Below are 3,080 nucleotides of genomic sequence, written 5' to 3' on the forward strand. Positions count from 1 at the left end.
TTATATATACAATATATTATTATATAATTGGTGCTTAAAAATGAAATATGATTTTAAAACAATTAATAGAAATAATACAAACTCCTTAAAATGGGATTTATTTTCTGATAAATTTCCAATGTGGGTAGCAGATATGGATTTTAAAGTAGCACCACCAATATTTGATGCTATTCTAAATAGAATAAATCATAAAGTATATGGATATTTTATTATTTCTGATGATTTATATGATGCTTATATTAATTGGTGGAAATTTTATGGATTAAATATGAGTAAGGATGAATTATTATTTTCTATTGGTGTTATGCCTGCAATAACTAGTATAATACGTGAATTTACTTCATTTGGTGATGAAATATTAATTCAAACTCCTGTTTATCATGTATTTTTTAATGTAATTTTAAATAATAATCGTAAAGTTATTGAAAATCCATTAGTTTATGATAAAGATACTTTATCTTATTCTATTGATTTTGATGATTTAGAAGAAAAATTGTCTAATCCAAATACTAAAATGATGTTATTATGTAATCCTCATAATCCTATTGGTAAAATATGGTCTAGAAAAGATTTAGTTAAAATTGGACAACTTTGTTGGAAATATAATGTTATTCTTGTTTCTGATGAAATTCATTGTGATTTAACTAATCCAGGTAAACAATATATTCCTTTTGCTTCACTTGATGATGAATTAACTGGTGAAGAAATTGAAAACTCATTAACTTGTATTTCTCCAAGTAAAACTTTCAATATTGCAGGTTTTCAAAATTCTATGGTTTTTACTAAAAATAAAGAATTTTATTCAAGACTTGAAGGTAGATTAATGACAGACTTTTTCTCAGGACCTAATGTATTAAGTGTAGATGTTGCAATAGCTGCATATAATAATTGTAAAGATTGGTTACATGAGTTAAAACAAGTTCTATTTGAGAATAAAAAAATAGTAAATGATTTTTTAATTAATGAAGTTCCAGATGTTAAATTAGTTCAATCTGATGCAACATATCTTTTATGGCTTGATTGTTCTAGTTTGAATATGGATTCTAATTCTTTATCTGAATTTTTAAGAAAAGAAAAAGGAGTATTCTTATCACCAGGTATTCAATTTGGTAGAAATGGTGATAATTTTTTAAGAATGAATATTGCTTGTCCTAAAGAACTTTTAAATAAAGAATTACTTGCATTTAAAGAAGGTATTAATTTATTAAAAAATTGATTTTTTAATTTAATTAACCTTCATTATAGAATAGTTTAATTATATTAAAAAATAAAATTATAAATATTTATAAAATTTTAATTATTATGTTTAATAATTTATAACATTAATTTATTTTAAAATCAGGTTTTATTTTTTTAATTAAATAATTCAGATTTTATTTTGAAAATAAATTTTCATGATTTTTATTTTTTTATTAAGAAATTGGAGATTAATATGAATAGTCAGAAATCTAATAAACATAATTCACTTAAGGTATATTCTACTTTAACACGTAGGAAAGAATATTTTAAACCAATTAATGAATCTAGGGTTAAATTCTTTGTTTGTGGACCTACTGTTTATAATGATGCTCATATAGGACATGGTAGAACATATATTTCATTTGATATGATAAAACGTTATTTAGAATATAAAGGATATACTGTTTTATATTTACAAAATATTACTGATGTTGATGATAAAATTATCAATAGAGCAAAAGAGATAGCTAAACAAAATGATGATTTAGCTGATGTATGTATGACTCTTGCAAGAAGATATGAACGTAGATACAAAGAAGATATGGAATCTTTAAATGTTAAAAGTGTAAACCTTTATATGAGAGCTACAGATCATATGGATAAAATAATTGATCAAATTAAAAGATTAATTAAAAAAGGATTTGCATATGAATCAGAAAATGGAGTATATTTTGAAGTTAAAAAATTTGATGACTTTGCAAAACTTTCTAATAGAAACATTGATGAACTTGAAGGTCATAGACTTCAAGAAGATTCAAGTAAAAAAGATCCTAGAGACTTTGCATTATGGAAAAAACGTCAGGATATTAAATATTATGGTGAACCAGTATGGAATTCTCCATGGGGTAAAGGAAGACCTGGATGGCATATTGAAGATACTGCTATTACTGAAGAATACTTTGGTGAACAATATGATATTCATGGTGGAGGACTTGATTTAATTTTCCCTCATCATGATGCAGAAATTGCACAAATGGAAGCATTATCTGGTAAAAAACCTATGGTTAATTATTGGTTCCACACTGGATTTTTAAATGTTAATGGAGAAAAAATGTCTAAATCTCTTGGTAATTTTATTACAATTAAAGATTTACTTAAAGAAATCTCTCCAGAAACTTTTAGATTCTTTGTATTATCTACTCATTATAGAAGTCCTATAGACTTTAGTATGGATAGTCTTCATCAAGCAGATAAAAGTCTTAATAAAATTAAATCATATTTAAATGATGTTGATGAAATTTTATTAAATGAATTTGATAATGAAGATCTTATAGAAGATAAAATAGATTCACTTGAAGCAACACAATATGATACTTTAAAAACAGCTATTGTTTCATTCTTTAGTGCTATGGATGATGATTTTAATACTCCTAAAGCTATTGCATCAATATTTAAATTAATCAGTGATTCTAAATCTGAGCTTAAAGATTTAGATATTAATGATGTTTTAGCTATTAAAGGATTTTTAGCTACTATTAATGATATTCTTGGTATTATATTTTTAGATGATCAAGGTAGTTCTAATAATAATGCTGATAATGAAGAAGCTTTACTTGATATTCTTTCAGATACTCGTAAAAAATTAAGGGCTGAAAAACAATATGATTTATCTGATGAGATTAGAAGTAGGCTTATAGATTTAGGTTATGAAATAAGTGATTAAATCTTATTTTTTCTATTTTTCTTTTTTTTTTAGTTTTATTTTTAGTTTTTTTTTGTATGTTTTTTTTAGTTTTTTTTTTAGTTTTTTATTATTTTTTTCTTGTTTGTTTTTTAGTTTTTTAAAGATTTAATTATATTTTAATTTTATTTAAATTTATTTTTAATTTATTAATTTCTAT

The 3,080-nt window shown here is 23.3% G+C and carries 2 protein-coding genes; both read left to right on the top strand.

The window, feature by feature from the left end; genetic code table 11:
• Window positions 1-40 precede the first annotated feature (40 nt).
• Window positions 41-1,216: a MalY/PatB family protein gene (locus BGI41_RS07430; RefSeq protein ID WP_088540056.1), complete on the top strand. Its 1,176-nt coding sequence runs from the start codon at window positions 41-43 to the stop codon at window positions 1,214-1,216.
• A gap of 216 nt (window positions 1,217-1,432) precedes the next feature.
• Window positions 1,433-2,902: a cysteine--tRNA ligase gene (gene cysS / locus BGI41_RS07435; RefSeq protein ID WP_088540058.1), complete on the top strand. Its 1,470-nt coding sequence runs from the start codon at window positions 1,433-1,435 to the stop codon at window positions 2,900-2,902.
• Window positions 2,903-3,080: the final 178 nt, after the last annotated feature.

The organism is Methanobrevibacter sp. 87.7, from assembly GCF_002208625.1.
GTDB lineage: Archaea > Methanobacteriota > Methanobacteria > Methanobacteriales > Methanobacteriaceae > Methanarmilla.

What these genes read in the sequence shown, in the direction of transcription:
- BGI41_RS07430 (WP_088540056.1), top strand. Translation starts at nt 41, where the DNA reads ATGAAATATGATTTTAAAACAATTAATAGAAATAATACAAACTCCTTA.
- cysS (WP_088540058.1), top strand. Translation starts at nt 1,433, where the DNA reads ATGAATAGTCAGAAATCTAATAAACATAATTCACTTAAGGTATATTCT.